The organism is Arthrobacter sp. MA-N2, from assembly GCF_000517125.1.
GTDB classification, from domain to species: Bacteria; Actinomycetota; Actinomycetes; order Actinomycetales; family Micrococcaceae; genus Arthrobacter; species Arthrobacter methylotrophus.
In genome coordinates, this window is record NZ_KI912155.1 from 43,335 (window position 1) to 60,361 (window position 17,027).

Below are 17,027 nucleotides of genomic sequence, written 5' to 3' on the forward strand. Positions count from 1 at the left end.
TGCAAAGCACTCGGACAGTTGCGGACGTGAAAAGTTGCAGGGGGCGGTCGAATTGTTGCGGACTCACACCCGGCGCGGAGGACTTCTCCGGACGACGGCGATCGCCGGCGCTTGCCTCTCCATCCTCGCCACCCTCAGTGCTTGCTCGTCCGACACGGGACCCCGGTCCACGGCAACCTCATCCCGGCCCACGGTGGTGATCATTGGAGATTCCCTCAGCACCGGGCATGGCACCTCCCCCGCTGATGCCTGGCCGACCCTCATGGAGAACGACCCCGCCTTTCAACAGCTCCAGGCAACAGTGGTCAATGCCGCGAAGGATGGCAGCGGCTATGTCAGCGTCGGCCAGGACGGATCGACCTTCGGTTCGCAAGTGGACACGGCGGTAACTGACACGACGCGCTTGGTGCTTTTCTTCGGTTCCGAAAATGACATGGGTACAGCCCCCGGAGAAACCGAGATTGCGGCGTCGCAGGCCTTCGCCTCGGCCAAGGCGCGGGCTCCCCTCGCCGACATCGTGGTGGTCGGTCCGCCGTCGTATACGGGCATGCCCGAGCAGGAGAGACTGGACATCCGCGACCAGGACCAAGCCGCTGCCCTGAGAGCAGGCGCCGACTTCGTCGATCCGATCAACCTCGGGTGGATCATGAACGATGCCGAGAACCTCATTGGTCCCGATGGCGATCACCCCTCGAAAGCCGGGCAACAATATCTGCAGGCCAAGATGGAATCCCTCATCGAACCGTTGCTCCGTGGGTCCCGGCCCGCGGAACAACCGGTCCCCCGGTGAAACGACGACGGCGGCACGCCCACCGAAGCGGGGGCCGCCGTCGGGCAGTCCAGAAGCCGTTAAGTCTTAGGCGAGGCGGGTCAGCCAGCCGTGCTTGTCCTGGATCGTTCCAGTCTGGATGCCGAGCAGCTGCTGGCGAATGGCCATGGTGGTTTCTCCGGCCGTCGCATCTTCAGAGCCGATGAACTCGGTCTTGTCCTTGAGCACACCGATAGGCGTGATGACGGCCGCGGTTCCACAAGCGAAGACCTCGGCGATCTCACCGGAGGCCACGCCGTCGCGCCATTCAGCGAGGGTGATCTTGCGCTCGGAAACCTCGCGGCCCATGTCTTTTGCGACCTGGATGACAGAAGAACGGGTCACGCCTTCGAGGATCGTTCCGGTCAGCGCTGGAGTGACGAGAGAACCGTCCTTCATGACGAAGAACACATTCATGCCACCGAGTTCCTCGACGGCATCGTCGTTGAACGGGTCCAGGAAGAGGACCTGCTTGCAGCCGTTCTCCTCGGCCTCCATCTGTGCGATCAGGGAGGCAGCGTAGTTTCCACCACACTTGGCCGCACCGGTGCCGCCGCGACCTGCGCGGGCGTATTCGCGGGAAATCCAGATGGATACCGGCTTGAGCTCGCCGCCGAAGTAGTTGCCTGCCGGGGAAGCGATGACCCGGAAGGAGACCTCGCGTGCTGCGCGGACACCCAGGAATGCCTCGGTGGCAATCATGAACGGGCGCAAGTATAGGGCTTCACCGTCGCCGGAAGGGACCCATTCCTTGTCTGCCTGCACGAGTTCGCGGATGGCGCCAAGGAAGTATTCCTCCGGCAGTTCCGGGAGGGCCAAGCGCCGGGCGGACTTATTCAGGCGCGCGGCGTTGGCCTCGGGGCGGAAAGTCCAAATGGAGCCGTCAGCGTGGCGGTATGCCTTAAGGCCTTCGAAGATCTCCTGGCCGTAGTGCAGCACCGCTGCCGAAGGATCCAGTGAAATAGGCCCGTAGGCCTCTACCCGCGCGCTGTGCCAGCCGCCCCTGCCCTCTGCGTCAACGCTGTAGTCGACAATGACGGTGTTGTCGGTGAAGTAGTCGCCAAATCCCGGGTGTGCCAGGATCGCTGCACGCTCCTCAGCAGACTTCGGGGTCTCCGAGAGCTGCTGGCTGAATTCGACGCCGTGGGCAGTCTGAGTCATGTTTCCTCCAGTCGGCTACCTGGCAGAGCGAACCAACTCTTGGAGGATATGGTTCAGCGACGGACCACGGCAGCAGGTAAATAATTCAAGTAAAGCTTACTCCTGAGTACAGGGGCCTAAAGTGCGGCTGCGATAGCGTCGCCGATGGCCGCGGTGCTGCGGGTTTCGCCGCTGCGGCTTTCGATATCGGCCACGACGGCGGCTTCGATCCTGCGGGCGGCCTTGGTGTAGCCAAGGTGGTCCAGCAACAGCGAAGCCGACAGGATGGCGGCGGTGGGGTCCGCTTTCTGTTGGCCGGCGATGTCCGGGGCGGAGCCATGCACAGGTTCGAACATGGACGGAGCGGTGCGGTCCATGTTGATGTTGCCCGACGCTGCCAGACCGATGCCGCCGGTGATGGCCGCGGCGAGGTCGGTGATGATGTCCCCGAAAAGGTTGTCGGTGACAATCACATCGAAGCGGGAGGGATCGGTCACCATGAAGATCGTCGCAGCGTCAATGTGGAGGTAGTCATGGGTGGCCTCGGGAAATTCCTTGGCCACAGCCTCAACAGTGCGCTTCCACAAATGGCCCGCAAAGACCAGGACGTTGTGCTTATGGACGAGGGTAACGTGCTTGCGGGGCCGCTCGCTGGCGCGGCGGAAGGCGTCCCGGACAACGCGTTCTACGCCGTGGGCCGTGTTGAGCGATACCTCGGTGGCGACCTCATGGGGGGTCCCGCCACGCAGCGTGCCGCCGTTGCCGACGTACGGCCCCTCGGTGCCTTCGCGGACCACGATAAAATCGATGGTGCCGGGGTTCGCCAGGGGGCTGCCCACCGTGCCGTAGAGTCGCGAGGGGCGCAGATTCACGAAGTGGTCCAGGCTGAAGCGAAGCTTGAGCAGCATCTCGCGCTCAATGATGCCGGAAGGAATGCGGGTGTCCCCCGGGGCTGCACCGACGGCTCCGAAAAGGATGGCATCGCGGGTGCGCAGATCGGCAAGGACCTCGTCCGGGAGTGTCTCCCCGGTTGCAAGCCAGTGCTGGGCTCCCAGCTTGTATTCGGTCTGTTCCAAGGTGACGCCTTCTTCGGCAACAACCTTTTCAAGGACCTTGAGGGCTTCGGCAATGACTTCGGGGCCAATGCCGTCGCCGGGAATGACAGCCAGGTTGATCGTTGCGGCGGGTTGCGTTGCGCTCATGTTTTCAGACTGCCAAGGTATCCATATGCTGGTCAAAATCGTCTCACTATTTGATCGCTCACCGTGTTGTCCACCCAGGGTCGGATGCGGCGTCCCAGCGCCGCCGATAGGGTTCTTGGGTGAACAGACGGCACGCGATATACAACTGGCTCCGGAGCAATCCCTTCAAGGTGGACTTGGCCGCGATGTTGCTGCTTCTCCTGCTCCTTGGCCCCACTTACCTCGTCGCCGGGCGGCCAGAAGAATTCCTGGTTTCGTGCGCCCTCATCTTGCCCCTCGCTTGGCGACGCGTCCGCCCGGTGTATGCGGCCGCCGTCGTGGTCCTCGTCTGCCTCATCCAATGGGCGCTGGCCATCACGCCGGTCGCCGGACAAGTTGCCGTGCCGCTCGTCATCTATGCGACTGCTGCCTACGGCCCCACTTGGGCGAGCCGCGCGGTGTTGGGCTTGGGACTCGCGGGCAGCGTCATGCTGACCACCCGCTTGTACTCGAACTCACCCGAGATCGGGATCCTCGACCTGACCATCGGCGCCCTCTATACGGTACTGATATCGCTCTTGGTCCTGGTCAGTTGGACGATCGGCGATCTCACCAGGGTCCGCAGGCTTCAGCTTCAAGCGCTCGAAGACCGCGCCCGGCGCCTTGAGATCGAGCATCAACAGGAACGTGAACTGGCTGCAGCCGACGAGCGATCGCACATCGCCCGGGAAATGCACGACATCGTGGCCCATTCGCTTTCGGTCATCATCACCCAGGCCGACGGTGCCCGCTACGCCGCAGCCGCCAATCCAGCCGTTGCCACGGATGCCCTCGCCACCATCGCCGCCACGGGCCGCGGTTCCCTCGGCGAAATGCGCCGGCTGCTTGGCGTGCTCCGCTCCGACGAGGCTTCCCCCACCCGTCCGCAGCCGGGGCTCGGCGATCTCGACGAGCTGCTCCTCGGCTTCCGTGCCGCTGGCCTGCAATTCTCCTTCGAACAAAGCGGCACACCGCGGCGCCACTTGCCGCCGGGCGCCGAACTCACCGCCTACCGGGTGGTGCAGGAAGCGCTGACCAACGTCATCAAACACGCCGGGCCCCGGGCCTGCGCCACGGCATCCCTGGAATGGCAGTCACGCGGGCTCCACATCGACGTGCACGACGACGGCAGGGGCGCCGCCGCCGAACCGCCCCAGGGCGGCGGCGGAAAAGGACTGCTCGGCATGGCCGAACGCATCTCCCTTTACGATGGTTCCTTGGCGGCCGGCCCGGCGACGGGCGGCGGCTTCCACCTTTCCGCTTTCATCCCCTATTCGGAGGCCTAAGACATGGCGACAGAGCACCTTCCCATCCGAGTGGCACTTGTTGACGACCAACATTTGGTGCGCTCCGGATTCGGAATGCTCATCAATTCGCAGACGGATCTGCAAGTGGTTGCCGAAGCAGGCAACGGTATTGAAGCCGTCCAGGCCCTCTCAGCCACGAGCGCCGACGTCGTCCTCATGGACGTGCGCATGCCGGGAATGGACGGGATCGAGGCCACTCGCCGCATTCTGGAGCACGCCGCCGCCCAGCCCGACGGATCCCGACGCCGAGACATCAAGATCGTGGTCCTGACCACCTTCGATCTGGACGAATACGCCTTGGCCGCCATCCAGGCTGGCGCCAGCGGCTTCCTGCTCAAGGACGCGCCGCCGGAGGAACTCCTCGAGGCCATCCGCACCGTACACCGCGGTGACGCCGTCATTGCTCCTTCCACGACACGCAGGCTCCTGGACCACGTTGCGCCGATGCTGCGCGCCCAGACACCGGAGCAGGAAGGGCACGCTTCCGCGGTCGAACGCCTCACCGCCCGCGAGCGCGAAGTGTTCGAGCTCATCGCGCAGGGGCACTCGAACCCCGAGATCGCTGCGCGCCTCTTCCTGTCCGAGGCGACCGTGAAGACCCACGTCGGCCGCATCCTCGCCAAGCTTGACGCCCGCGACCGGGTGCAAATCGTGGTGATCGCGTACGAGACCGGGGTGGTCTCACCCGGGAATTGAGCCTCGTCTAGACGGGCTTCGTACCGACGGCGCTCCAACCAACGAGGATTCCGGCTCAGACCACGGTATGAGCCGGGCCTGCCGATAATCCCCCCGCAGCCCGATCCGGATGCCCTTGCTGAGAAATAGCGTGGAAGCATGACGACTTTCGCTTCGCCCCCTCGAAACGCCGGCCCCGAGCCGTTACCCCCGGCCCCCGCCGTCGAAGCCTTCAATGTATCGAAAGGCTACGGTCTGGCAGACACCCGGGTCACAGCCCTCGCCGATGTCAGCGTCAGCTTCGAAGCAGGCCATTTCACCGCCATCATGGGACCTTCCGGATCCGGCAAGTCCACCCTCATGCACTGCCTCGCGGGACTCGACACCGCGGATTCCGGCAGGATCGTGCTCGGCGGAACTGAGATCACACAACTCAACGACCGGGAACTCACCTCGCTGCGGCGAGAACGCATAGGCTTCGTCTTCCAAGCCTACAATCTCGTTCCAACGCTCACGGCCGAACAAAACATCAAACTCCCGCTGGCGCTTGCCGGAACCACCGCGGACTCCGAGTGGTTCAGCGACGTTGTGGGCACCCTCGGACTCAAGGACCGGCTTACGCACCGCCCCCATGAGTTGTCCGGTGGGCAGCAACAGAGGGTCGCCGTCGCACGCGCTTTGCTTACCCGTCCCGACGTCGTCTTCGGCGACGAGCCCACCGGAAATCTGGACTCGAAGTCCGGCGGTGAGGTCCTGGCCCTGTTGCGGCGCAGCAGCAAGGAACTGGGCCAGTCCATCATCATGGTGACTCACGACCCCGTGGCTGCGAGCTACGCTGACCGGGTAGTGCTGATGAACGACGGCGGGCTGGTGGGCGAACTGCTGGATCCCACCGCAGAATCGGTTCTCTCAGCTCTGGGCAAGCTGGGGGCCTAGGAATGCTCCGCGTTGCATTGTCCCAGTTGTCCACCCACTTCAGGCGGTTCGTCGCGATCGGGCTGGCCGTCATGCTGTCCGTCGGGTTCCTCTCGTCGGCCCTCGTGGTTGGCGCCAGCACCCAGGCGACTCTTCTTGCCAGTGTTGGGGAGGAGTACCGCAAAGCGGACCTCATCATGGATCCAGGTGCATCGGGTCCCTTTCAGCAGGAGGCCGTTGATGCCGTTGCATCCGCTCCGGTGGTCGAAGACAGCTACGCCGTGCGCAGCACGTCTGTCCAGTTCACCGCGGGGGGGACAGCACAGTACGGCATGATCCGCAGCCTTGCGTCGGCCGCTATGGAGCCCTCTGTCCTGGCCAGTGGCGCGTACCCCTCGGCAGCAAACGAGGCCGCCGTGGATGTCAAGACAGCAGATCGATTCGCCCTCAAAGAAGGCAGCTTCCTGGAGCTCAACACGCTGGACTTCGGGCAGCCTGGCGAAAAACCACGGACGTCCACCGTAAAAATCACCGGACTGCTCCAACCCAGCAACGATCCGTCCTTAGCACCACTTTTCCAGCTTGTGGCGACCACTAGCACAGTGACTGCTCTGAGCGACGCCGGCGCAGGCTACTCCAAACTCCAGGTCATACTGAAGCCGGGTCAAGATACCGCGGCAGCCAAGGAGTATCTGTCCCACCGCCTGGGCGCAGCAGGGGCCTCGGACGCCACGGTGCGGACCGCGCAGGAAAAGGTGACAGCCACCGTCGCGACCATGAGCAGCAGCCGAGATCAACTCACCACCGTACTCCTGGCTTTCGCGGGCATCGCGCTTGTTGTTTCCACGTTGGTGGTCGCTAATACCTTCTCCGTGCTCGTTGCCCAACGCACCCGGGAACTGGCGCTACTGCGTTGCCTGGGTGCGGGAAAGGCGCAGATCCGTTCCTCCGTTCTGCTCGAAGCCCTCGTGGTTGGATCCGTGTCCTCGGTTCTGGGTGTCCTCGCCTCGGTTGGGCTCATGGCCGCCGTGATCACTTGGGCGCGGACCACCCCGGACAAAGCCTTCGCCACCCTGGCCGTCCCGCCGTCGGCAGTTTTCGCCGGGCTGGTGGCCGGAACCCTCCTGACCGTCGTCGCCGCGATGATTCCCGCCAAAGCCGCCACCGCCGTCGCGCCCTTGGCCGCCTTGCGCCCAGCGGACGACGTGACGATCAACGACAAGAAGGGCAGGCTGAGGTTGTGGTTCGGTGTGGCCGCATTAGCCGTGGGGGCTTCCGGCCTGGTCCTGGGAGCAATGGCCGGCACGGTCCAGCTCGCGATGCCGGCCGGAGCACTGTCCTTCATCGGGGTGCTGCTGTGTGCCAGCTTGTTTGTCCCGCCTTTGGTGTCGGCAGCCGGGCGTCTTGCTGCCCCAGCGGGCGTCCCCGGAAAGCTCGCAGCCGTCAACGCAGTCAGGAATCCGGCGCGCACTTCGGCAACGGCCGCCGCCCTGTTGATTGGGGTGACGCTTGTGACGCTCATGATGACCGGAGCCGAAACGTCCCGTCAAGCGTTCGACTCCAGGCTGGCGGAGAACTACCCTGTGGATGTGGCAGTGGATCTGACCATTCGGGGTTCGGGCGGCGAAGGTAAAACACCGGCGTCAGCCACCCCGGTCGACGTGAGCGGCACGGTCGAGAAGGTCAGGACGATCGACGGCGTCGAAGCTGCAGTGCTCTTGCGTCCAGCAGGAACCATCCCTGCGCAAACGATCCCCGGGATGGGAAGCGCGACGGAGGCCCTCACCGTCTATGCCATCTCCTCGGACGATGCCTCACGGATCATGCGGGACACAGCTGTCCGTCTCGCACCGGGTTCCGTCTACCTCCCCAAAGGATCAATGACAGGTCCGACGACGATCTCCGCCCAGGGCGGCACACTCGCCCTCGAATCGGTGGTTCTGCAGACTCGGCACGTCGAGCCTTTGGTGAACAGCGAAGACGCCGCGAAGCTGCCTTCCGGAGCGGCTTCGCAGGGGAACGGGGTGGTGTGGCTCAAGCTGAAGGACAACCTGGGCGCCGACCAAGTGCAGAGCATTCGAACGGACCTCGCAGTGGCATTCGGCGTGCCGGACGCAAATGTCAGCGGAGCCGCCTTGGAACGTGGGATGTACAACGGCGTGATCGATGTCCTGCTGCTGGTGGTGACCGGACTGCTGGGCGTCGCCGTCTTCATCGCCTTGATCGGGGTCGCCAACACGCTGTCCCTCTCCGTCCTGGAGAGGACCCGTGAGAACTCACTCCTCCGGGCACTCGGCCTGAGCAAAGGCCAACTGCGCGGCATGTTGGCGATCGAAGCCGTCCTGGTGGCAGGCGTAGCAGCGGTGATGGGCTCGGCGCTCGGTGTCGCTTACGGCTGGCTGGGTGCCAAGGCTGCCCTCGACCCCGTGGCTGACGTGGTACCGGTGGTGCCGTGGCTCCAGTTGCTGGGAGTCTTCGCCGTGGCGGTTGTGGCCGGGCTCCTCGCCTCCGTGCTGCCGGCCCGGCGCGCCGCGCGGCTGTCGCCCGTGGAGGGGTTGGCGACCGTGTAGGCCCATAATCCCCCTCCGACGCTCACTCACTTATGAGCGAGAAAAGACAAACGCTCCTTCAGATTTGCCGGACTGGCCGGACAGATCTGAAGGAGCGTTTGCGTTACGCACCACGTAAGTGAGCGTGCGTCTAGGACTCGGTGGGTTCCTCGTAACGCGGGAAGATCGGAGCCGGGGCCGGGAGTTCGGTACCAGGGACGATCGGTGTGGCGATAGCCGCAAACTGGCGGGCCTCGCCTTCCGGCTGTCCCAGCACCTCGAGCAGTTTGGCCGCCGACGTCGGCATGACCGGCTGGGCGAGGATCGCCACAATGCGGACAACCTCCAGGGTGACGTACAGAACCGTGTTCATGCGCTCGACGTCGGTCTTGCGCAGTACCCACGGAGCCTGCTCGGCGAAGTAGGCATTGGTGTCACCCAGCACGGCCCAGATGGCCTCGAGGGCGCGACTGAATTCCTGCTTCTCGAACGCGGCGCGGGCCACGTCCAGCAGTCCACCGGCCTGGGCCAGCAGTGCGGAGTCCTCGGCCGAAAATTTGCCGGGTACCGGAACCTTGCCTTCGCAGTTCTTGGCCACCATGGACAGCGAACGCTGCGCGAGGTTCCCGAAGTTGTTGGCCAGGTCGGCGTTCATGCGGCCCACGATGGCCTCATGGTTGTAGCTTCCGTCCGCACCGAAGGGCACTTCGCGGAGGAAGAAGAATCGAACCTGGTCCAGCCCGTACTGCTCCACGAAATCCTTGGGGGCAACCACGTTGCCGAGGGACTTGGACATCTTGACGCCGTTGTTGGTCAGGAAGCCGTGGATCATGACCCGCTTGGGCAATTCCAGGCCTGCGCTCATCAGGAAGGCAGGCCAGAAGATCGCGTGGAATCGAGAGATGTCCTTGCCAATGACGTGGACGTCTGCCGGCCAGAACTTACGGAACGCCTCCGATTCGGCATCCGGGTAACCGACCCCGGTCAGGTAATTGGTCAAGGCATCAACCCACACGTACATGACATGCTTGTCGTTCCCTGGTACCGGCACGCCCCAGTCGAAAGTCGTCCGGCTGATGGACAAGTCCTGCAGACCTTGCTTGACGAAGCTGATGACCTCGTTGAAGCGGTATTGCGGGGCGCCGAATTCCGGCTGCTCCTCGTACAGAGCCAGCAACTTGTCCTGGTAGGCGGAGAGCCGGAAGAAGTAGCTCTCCTCCGCGGTCCACGTCACTTCGGTGTCCGTACCGCGCGAGTAGCGGACGCCGTCGTCCTTCAGTACCGTTTCGTCCTCGGTGTAGTAAGCCTCGTCGCGGACCGAGTACCAGCCCTCGTACTTGGAGAGGTAGATATCGCCCCTGGCTTCCATCTTCTTCCAGATGGCCTGGGAGGCAGCATAGTGATCTGCGTCGGTGGTGCGGATGAATCGGTCGTACGAGATGCCCAAAGCAGCGTGGGCGGCCTTGTAGATTTCGGCATTCCGATCCACGAGCTCCTTGGGCGTGATCCCTTCCTTCTCCGCCGCCTGGGCAATCTTCATACCGTGCTCGTCCGTGCCGGTCAAGAACATCACGTCGTAGCCGTCGAGGCGCTTGAAGCGGGCCATCGCGTCGGTGGCGATGTACTCGTACGCATGGCCGATGTGCGGCACACCGTTCGGGTACGTGATGGCGGTGGTGATGTAGAACGGGGGTTTATCTGGAGACGTCACTCTACGAAGTTACCTTCTCTTGGAGATGGAAAGACCGGACCGGCCGCATGTGACGGCCGGTCCGGAGGCATCGGTTACTAGTTCAATTCAGTCAGCGTATCGCTGAGCCTCACAAGCTCGTGGTCGTGCGAAGCCACCAGCACGGCAATTCCGTCGTTAGTGGTGTCTTTCAGGATGCTGATAATGCGGTTGGCCGAAGTCCGGTCCAGGCTGGCAGTGGGCTCGTCCACCACGAGGACCCGGGTGCCGAGGATCAGGGCCCGGGCGATAGCGACCCGCTGACGTTCACCGCCGGAAAGCTGCGCCGGACGGTGGCGCATGCGCCGGCCCAGCCCCACCAAGTCCAGCAAGTCCTTGGCCATTTCGGTACGTTGTTCCACTTCGCCGTCGGGGACGGCCGGCAACAGCACGTTCTCCAACGCGCTCATGCCGTCGATCAAGGCGCCGCCCTGGTCCACGTACCCGATCAGTGCACGTCGGCGGTCGGCGATTTCGTCGTCGCCCATCCTCTCCAGGGAGTCGCCTTCCCAAAGGACCCGGCCCGACGTCGGAAGCGTGAGTCCCGCGCCCACTGTCAGGATGCTGGTCTTGCCGGATCCGCTGCGCCCGGCGACGCAGTGCATCTCACCGGCGTGCAGCGTGAGGTTGAAGTCCTCGACGACGCTGACCGGCTCGGCACCGCCCTTGTCCCCGCCATAGCGGATGGTGATATTACTCAGCTGCAGCGGCGTGGCGTGGTCCGCCGCCTTGACGATCGTGTTGGCGCGGGTCTGGAACGACCCGTCGGTGGATTCCGTGGTCGCGGTCAGATCGGGATGGAGATTGTCAGTCATTTGACCACTTTCGTTGCAATGGGAATCCAGCAAAGTACAGCCAACAATCCGGCCAAGGCAGCCCAGAGTGCGGCATAGGGTGCGAGCAGCAAGCCAAGGCCCAGCGCGCCCAGGACGCCCAGAACCAGGGCCGCAGTCCCGACCAACGCATTTTCGAAGAAGCGGACCTGGCCTAGCATGTCCGGGTTCCAGCCCATGGCCTTGAGCGTGGCGAGCTGTTCGCGCTTTGCCCGGAGTTCGAACCGTCCTGTGACCAAGGTCAGCACCAGGCCCACCAGCACCCCGCAGACTCCCAAGATAAGGCTTGGCAGTGCAACGGTGGCCGAGGCCAGACCACTGAGGGCGCTGGCTCCTGCTGCCCGTGGAATGTCGATGAGCAACGCGATCAGGGCACCAACGGCCGCTCCGAAGACGCCCACTGCCACGGCCAGCGCCACCGAGTTGAAGCGGTTGGTGACCAGCTGGCGGTACGCGAACGTGAGCGGCGAATCCACGGCAATGAGTCGTTCATCGTGTTGCGGTTCCTGGTCCACGACATCGCGGTGCCGCAATTGCTGGGCGGCGAAGAAGGCGGCAGCGAAGTAGATAAGCAACACGGATGCCGAAACGATCACCGTGGCAAGATTCCAGCTCAAAAGACTCAGCGCAATGCCCGCCACGGCGAGGATGCCGGCACCGATGCCGAATTCTTCAAGCACCCAGCGCCGGACCCTCTTTTGGGTCCAGCCCATGGCCCGCAGGATCCCGGCTTCGCTGCGTCGCTGACGAATATAGCTGACCGTGGAAGCTCCTGTGAGGAGCGTGGCCCCGCACAGGGTCAGGAAGAGGAGGGTGATGTTGGTGCTCGTCAGGGAGCCCGAGACTGCGTCGGCCGCATCCTGACGGACCCACGACTGCGCGACGGTCCCCAGCGGGGACTCCTTGCCGGCGTCGTCCTTGGAGTATCCGGGAACGAAGATGTTGGCGTCTTCACGCGCCGACCCGGCCACGACAGTGGCTTCGAGTCCCATGTCGCGGATCTGCGCGGCGAGTTTGTCGACCTCCGGCTGGGCTTGCTTCCAGTTGCCGGGCGCACTGGCCCGGACCCGCACGGCATCGATCACATTGGCGTTGGAATCATAACCGCGCGCCGCGGCTAGACCGTAGTAGTCCGTAATGGCACCTGCAGACTGGCTCACCAAACCCGTGGCGCTCAGCGACGGCTTGAGAGTGTTGGCTGCGGTGGCGTTGCCCGCGGCGTCCTTCTCAAGCGTCATCGGGGCGGGGTCATAACCGCCCAACGGCAGCTTGTTGACATCCCCGGCCGCTTTCTGGATCGCGGCCGGATCAAACGTCCCATAGACGATCGGCAACGGCGTAGCGGGCTTCGATCCCGTGGAAAGGTTCTCACGGTAGGAACGCTCGTCGACAGGCTTGCGCTGGGCCTGGTCGACGATCACTCCGAAGGCCGACTTCTCGGGCAGCTTGTTGACGGTCACCCAATCCCCCGGCATGGCGGACTTGCCGACGGCACCATTCGCAGCAGCTTCACCGTCTTGGTACTTGGGCGCGGCAGCGAAGTCCGTGCTCCATTGGGCCGGCTGGTACAGGCCCTGGCCGAAGTTGCCCGTGTTGCCGAGCAACTGGCTGTGGTCCGTGGAGCCGGGCCACTCCAGGGCGAACGGCGACTTTGACACGAAGGGCAGGTAGTCCTTGTCCAAGGAACGCGAGACAGTGCCGACGTCGTTGACGACCTTGCCCGAATCATCGATTTCTTGGATCTTGACCGAGTATTTCAGGTCCAGCGAGGTACCCTGCCGCACGATCAAAGGGATGGCCTGCGAGGCGTCCGTGATCTGGCCGGAGCGCTTGGCCTGCTGGTACTGGGTCATGAGGGGAGCCCAGTACTTGAGCTTGACGCCAAGGAAGTCCGGGCCCTGCTCGAGTTCCTGCTGCGTGGGGCTCTTGGCGAAAAGCTGTTCGAAGTAGCGGCCGATCGCCCCCGCGTTGCGCGTGTCGGCCGGCGGCGCCTTTTGCAACGGCGCCAGGAAGTCTCCGGCCGAACCCAGGAGCGCACGTTCAGCCGTGGGGTCGACGGCGACGACGGATTCCGTAACCTGGGGGGCCATCGGCAGGGCCACGGAAAGGTTGAAGAGATTGTGCTCCGAACCGCCGGCGGGCGCGGGGAACTTAATGCCGGTCTCACCTGCCGGGCCGGCAATGCGGATGCTCTTGCCCCCGGCAGTCTGCTGCTCTACGACCTGCCCCTTGCCCAGCGTGCCTTCAGCGCTGGTCTGGAACAGGGTTTGCTGGGACACACCATCGGAGCTCACGGCGGTGGCCGTCAAACGGTACTTCTTGGGCTGCGCGGAAAGCACGGATTCCGGAGCGGGCCACTTCGTGGCGTCCGTTCCAGTGGGGTCCCCTGCGGTGGCACCCCCAGCCAGGCCGGCGTTGTAGCCGAGGTAATCCATGGCATCAAGCCGCGGCGTCTCCAGATTTTGCGTGACCCGGGACACAAGGCTGATGGGCGCCGCAACGGACGTGCCGTTCAGCCCGCGGATGTTCTCGAGTTGCTGGAAGCTGATGCCGCCCTGGCCGTTGGCGATGTCCGGCTGGATGAGTGCCCCGCCGTCTTTGGAATTCGCGGATTTGGTCTGGACCAGGATGTCGTACAGGCCCCGTGAGTTCTCGTCCACCGTCCGGTTCAACGCGGCCTGCGACTGGCTCTGAATGAAAACGGACAAGCACATGGCGACGATCAAAATGGCCGCGGTCAGCAGCAGCACGCGGCTTCTGATGAACCTCTGGACGGCGTTCATAGGGCTCCCTGAGTCCTGGATTGCGGGCGTGCACGCTGCTCTCCCTGGAACCATGCCGAGGCAAGAGGGATCCATCGGGTACGTGCAAAAATTATTGGCCGGCCTGCCGCCGGATCCGAATTTCGGACCAAGCCATTGTAGGCAGACCGGCCAATAATATGTGGCCGATGTGAACTGCGGCACACAAAGCTAGCTCAAACGGTTCGGATTCTAGTCCTCCAGGTCCACTTCGCGAACCATGTCCGCGCCGATGCCGGCCTTGATTGCTTCAAGGACCTGCTGCGGCACCGAGCTATCGATCGTCAGCAGCGCAAGGACCTGCCCGCCTTCGCTCTGGCGGGCCACTTGCATGCCACCGATATTGATGTTGTTCATGCCCAGGATGTGGCCGATGGTGCCGATGACACCAGGACGGTCCGCGTAGGAAACAACCACCAGGTGCTCGCTGATCGGGATCTCGACGTCGTAGCCATTGACGCCGACCAGCTTCTGGACCTGCTTGGGTCCGGTGAGGGTGCCGGCGACGGAAATCTGGGAGCCGTCGCTGAGCGCCCCGCGGATGGTCAGGACGTTGCGGTAGTCCTCGGCTTCCGACGTCGTGATCAGTCGGGTGTTGATGCCGCGCTGCTCGGCGATGACGGGTGCGTTGACATAGGAGACCTGCTCGGTCACGACGTCGGCAAACACACCCTTGAGCGCGGCAAGCTCAAGGACCTTCACATCGAGGCTGGCGATTTCGCCCGCGACCTCGACGTCGATCTGCGTCAGGGATGCATGGGTCAGGGCCGTGAAGATCCGCCCGAGCTTTTCGATCAGCGGGATTCCGGGACGCACGTCGGAAGCGATCACGCCACCGGCAACGTTGACTGCATCCGGCACAAGTTCACCGGCGAGGGCGAGGCGCACGGACTTCGCCACAGAGACGCCGGCCTTTTCCTGGGCTTCATCCGTGGACGCGCCCAGGTGGGGCGTCACGATGACGTTATCCATGCCGAAGAACGGGAGGTCGGTGCTCGGCTCCTTGACGAAGACATCGATGCCGGCTCCGGCGATCTGGCCGTCTTCCAGGGCTTCGTGAAGCGCTTCCTCGTCGATCAGGCCACCACGGGCAACATTGACCACGTAGGCCGTCTCCTTCATCTTCTTGAAGGCATCCGCGCCCAGCATCCCCACGGTTTCCGGGGTCTTGGGCATGTGGATCGTAATGAAGTCCGACCTCTCCAGCAGCTCATCGAGGGTGACAAGCTTGACGCCGAGCTGCGCCGCACGTGCGGAGGTGATGTAAGGGTCGTACGCGAGGATCTCGGTCTCGAAGCCCTGCAGGCGTGCGGCCACGAGGGCGCCGATGCGTCCCAGGCCGATGATGCCGATCTTCTTTTCGAAGAGTTCGATACCCGTGTACTTGGACCGCTTCCATTCGCCGCCCTTGAGGGCGGAACTGGCCTGCGGGATGTGGCGTGCAAGGCTGAGGATGTGCCCTACCGTGAGTTCGGCCGCGGACACGATGTTCGACGTCGGAGCGTTGACCACCATGACTCCAGCCTGGGTGGCGGCCTTGATGTCCACGTTGTCCAGACCGACGCCGGCACGCGCGATGATCTTGAGGTTCTTGGCTGCGGCAATGGCCTCGGCGTCCACCTGGGTGGCGGAGCGCACGAGGATGGCGTCGACGTCGACGATTGCGGAGAGCAGCTGGGAGCGGTCCGCGCCGTCGGTCTGGCGGATCTCGAAGTCCGGACCAAGGGCCTCGATCGTGGCGGGGGAAAGTTCCTCAGCGAGGAGTACTACTGGCTTGGTGCTTGTCACCGGTGACCTCTTTAGCTCTCTTTTTCAGGTGGGGTTTTGGTGAAACGATTCTTTGACGACGAAGGCCGGACCCGGTATACCGGGTCCGGCCTCCATGCCGGGCGGCTTCATTCCGAGCCTATCCCGAACGGCGTTCTGTGTTGAATTGCTACGGCTCCTGCCGCGGCTTCAACGGTTGCCTTGATTAGCGGGCTGCAGAGCCTTCGACGTAGTCCTCGTCCTGCTGCTGCCAGGAGAACAGCGAACGCAGCTCACGGCCAACGCCCTCGATCGGGTGCTGCTCAGCCTTGGCACGCAGCGCCTTGAACTCGACGGCACCGTTGTCCTGGTCGTCGATGAAGCGCTTGGCGAAAGCGCCGGACTGGATGTCGGCGAGGACGCCGGCCATGTTTTCCTTGACGTGGGGGTCGATAACGCGCGGGCCGGAAACGTAGTCGCCGTACTCTGCGGTATCGGAAACGCTCCAGCGCTGCTTGGCGATGCCGCCTTCCCACATAAGGTCAACGATGAGCTTGAGCTCGTGGAGCACCTCGAAGTAGGCGATCTCCGGCTGGTAGCCGGCTTCGGTCAGGGTCTCGAAGCCGTACTGGATCAGCTGGGAGACACCGCCGCAAAGGACGGCCTGCTCGCCGAAGAGGTCGGTTTCGGTCTCTTCGGTGAACGTGGTCTTGATGACGCCGGCGCGGGTGCCGCCGATTGCCTTCGCGTAGGACTTGGCCAGCTCCCAAGCGGAACCGGAAGCATCCTGCTCGACGGCGATGATGTCCGGGATGCCGCGGCCGGCTTCGAACTCGCGGCGCACGGTGTGGCCCGGAGCCTTCGGAGCGATCAGGATGACATCAACGCCCTCGGGTGCCTTGATGTAGCCGAAGCGGATGTTGAACCCGTGGGCGAAGGCAAGGGCCTTACCGGCGGTGAGCTTGTCCTTGATGGAGTCGTTGTAGATCGCGCGCTGGTGCTGGTCCGGTGCCAGGATCATGATGACGTCGGCCCATTCGGCGGCGTCCGCGACGTTCTTGACGGTGAAGCCGGCATCCTCGGCCTTGGCGATCGACTTCGAGCCTTCCTTGAGCGCGATGACAACCTCGACGCCGGAGTCGCGGAGGTTCAGCGCGTGGGCGTGGCCCTGGGAACCATAGCCGACAATGGCAACCTTGCGACCCTGGATGATCGACAGGTCAGCATCGTCGTCGTAGAACATTTCAGTCACTTGCGTAACTCCTCTTGAGTGGTTTTGTAGATATTGTCTGTGGTTCGGTATC

12 protein-coding genes are annotated in these 17,027 nt (G+C 63.7%); 5 read left to right on the forward strand and 7 right to left on the reverse strand.

The window, feature by feature from the left end:
- Positions 1 to 52: 52 nt before the first annotated feature.
- Positions 53 to 790 (forward strand): SGNH/GDSL hydrolase family protein, encoded by a 738-nt coding sequence (locus tag A3M3_RS23410; RefSeq protein WP_197023090.1) that lies wholly within the window; start codon positions 53 to 55, stop codon positions 788 to 790.
- Between the two features lie 66 nt (positions 791 to 856).
- Here A3M3_RS23410 and A3M3_RS0100570 read toward each other — a convergent pair whose 3' ends face one another.
- Together A3M3_RS0100570 and A3M3_RS0100575 are read right to left on the reverse strand one after the other, a co-directional pair.
- Complete coding sequence (locus tag A3M3_RS0100570) at positions 857 to 1,969, reverse strand: branched-chain amino acid aminotransferase (protein WP_028264668.1); 1,113 nt, start codon at positions 1,967 to 1,969, stop codon at positions 857 to 859.
- Between the two features lie 116 nt (positions 1,970 to 2,085).
- On the reverse strand, positions 2,086 to 3,150 hold the full coding sequence (locus A3M3_RS0100575; RefSeq protein WP_028264669.1) for a 3-isopropylmalate dehydrogenase: 1,065 nt from the start codon (positions 3,148 to 3,150) through the stop codon (positions 2,086 to 2,088).
- 119 nt (positions 3,151 to 3,269) lie between these two features.
- Between A3M3_RS0100575 and A3M3_RS0100580 the strand changes: the two genes are divergently transcribed.
- The 4 genes from A3M3_RS0100580 to A3M3_RS0100595 all read left to right on the forward strand — a co-directional run bounded on the left by A3M3_RS0100580 (position 3,270) and on the right by A3M3_RS0100595 (position 8,635).
- Positions 3,270 to 4,454: a sensor histidine kinase gene (locus A3M3_RS0100580; protein ID WP_028264670.1), complete on the forward strand. Its 1,185-nt coding sequence runs from the start codon at positions 3,270 to 3,272 to the stop codon at positions 4,452 to 4,454.
- A gap of 3 nt (positions 4,455 to 4,457) precedes the next feature.
- Complete coding sequence (locus tag A3M3_RS0100585; protein ID WP_028264671.1) at positions 4,458 to 5,171, forward strand: response regulator; 714 nt, start codon at positions 4,458 to 4,460, stop codon at positions 5,169 to 5,171.
- A gap of 138 nt (positions 5,172 to 5,309) precedes the next feature.
- A complete protein-coding gene (locus A3M3_RS0100590) occupies positions 5,310 to 6,086 on the forward strand; it encodes an ABC transporter ATP-binding protein (protein ID WP_028264672.1) in 777 nt (258 codons plus the stop codon).
- A 2-nt stretch (positions 6,087 to 6,088) separates the two neighbouring features.
- Positions 6,089 to 8,635 carry an ABC transporter permease gene (locus A3M3_RS0100595; protein ID WP_028264673.1) on the forward strand — a complete coding sequence of 849 codons (2,547 nt, stop codon included), beginning with the start codon at positions 6,089 to 6,091 and terminating at the stop codon, positions 8,633 to 8,635.
- Positions 8,636 to 8,765: 130 nt separating this feature from the next.
- On the opposite strand, the gene metG is transcribed toward A3M3_RS0100595, so the two are convergent.
- The 5 genes from metG to ilvC all read right to left on the reverse strand — a co-directional run bounded on the left by metG (position 8,766) and on the right by ilvC (position 16,975).
- Positions 8,766 to 10,325: a methionine--tRNA ligase gene (gene metG, locus A3M3_RS0100600; protein WP_028264674.1), complete on the reverse strand. Its 1,560-nt coding sequence runs from the start codon at positions 10,323 to 10,325 to the stop codon at positions 8,766 to 8,768.
- Between the two features lie 77 nt (positions 10,326 to 10,402).
- A complete protein-coding gene (locus A3M3_RS0100605) occupies positions 10,403 to 11,158 on the reverse strand; it encodes an ABC transporter ATP-binding protein (protein ID WP_028264675.1) in 756 nt (251 codons plus the stop codon).
- A complete protein-coding gene (locus tag A3M3_RS0100610) occupies positions 11,155 to 13,959 on the reverse strand; it encodes an ABC transporter permease (protein WP_028264676.1) in 2,805 nt (934 codons plus the stop codon). The genes A3M3_RS0100605 and A3M3_RS0100610 overlap by 4 nt, the downstream gene beginning before the upstream one ends.
- Before the next feature lie 210 nt (positions 13,960 to 14,169).
- The gene (gene serA, locus A3M3_RS0100615) at positions 14,170 to 15,765 is read right to left on the reverse strand and encodes a phosphoglycerate dehydrogenase (protein WP_028264677.1); all 1,596 of its coding nucleotides are present in this window, start codon (positions 15,763 to 15,765) and stop codon (positions 14,170 to 14,172) included.
- A gap of 184 nt (positions 15,766 to 15,949) precedes the next feature.
- On the reverse strand, positions 15,950 to 16,975 hold the full coding sequence (gene ilvC / locus A3M3_RS0100620) for a ketol-acid reductoisomerase (RefSeq protein ID WP_028264678.1): 1,026 nt from the start codon (positions 16,973 to 16,975) through the stop codon (positions 15,950 to 15,952).
- Between the last annotated feature and the right edge of the window lie 52 nt (positions 16,976 to 17,027).

Bases quoted from the DNA above. Each gene is read 5' to 3' on its own strand.
- A3M3_RS0100595 (WP_028264673.1), top strand. From the start codon at position 6,089: ATGCTCCGCGTTGCATTGTCCCAGTTGTCCACCCACTTCAGGCGGTTC.
- A3M3_RS0100585 (WP_028264671.1), top strand. From the start codon at position 4,458: ATGGCGACAGAGCACCTTCCCATCCGAGTGGCACTTGTTGACGACCAA.
- A3M3_RS0100570 (WP_028264668.1), bottom strand. From the start codon at position 1,969: ATGACTCAGACTGCCCACGGCGTCGAATTCAGCCAGCAGCTCTCGGAG.
- A3M3_RS0100610 (WP_028264676.1), bottom strand. From the start codon at position 13,959: ATGAACGCCGTCCAGAGGTTCATCAGAAGCCGCGTGCTGCTGCTGACC.
- A3M3_RS0100605 (WP_028264675.1), bottom strand. From the start codon at position 11,158: ATGACTGACAATCTCCATCCCGATCTGACCGCGACCACGGAATCCACC.
- A3M3_RS0100575 (WP_028264669.1), bottom strand. From the start codon at position 3,150: ATGAGCGCAACGCAACCCGCCGCAACGATCAACCTGGCTGTCATTCCC.
- A3M3_RS0100590 (WP_028264672.1), top strand. From the start codon at position 5,310: ATGACGACTTTCGCTTCGCCCCCTCGAAACGCCGGCCCCGAGCCGTTA.